The 292-nt window shown below is 60.3% G+C and carries 1 protein-coding gene; it reads right to left on the reverse strand.

Features of this window, described 5'->3' with window-relative positions:
* Positions 1-292 (reverse strand): aldehyde dehydrogenase family protein (locus PZH32_RS13550; protein ID WP_275208775.1); only part of this gene is annotated, 292 nt, incomplete at both ends.

Raw genomic sequence — 292 nt, forward strand, 5'->3', positions numbered from 1 at the left:
AATCGGGCCCCACACAGGTTTGTCCCGAGTTCAGACACTTTCCCCAGGCCACGCGCTCGGCGGCGCACGTTACATCGGCGTCGGCAGCAATAATGACGGGGCTTTTCCCGCCCAGCTCCAGGGTGACGCTGGTAAGATTCTGCGCGGCCGAGGTCATGATCTCCTTGCCCACGCGAGGACTGCCGGTGAACATGTTCTTGTCGAATTCCACCTGCAGCAGCCAGTTGTTCATGTCATTGCTGCCGTGCCAGCAGTACACGTAGCGCGGGTCGAAGATCTCGCGGCACATATC

This window comes from Adlercreutzia equolifaciens (assembly GCF_029076695.1).
GTDB lineage: Bacteria > Actinomycetota > Coriobacteriia > Coriobacteriales > Eggerthellaceae > Adlercreutzia > Adlercreutzia equolifaciens_A.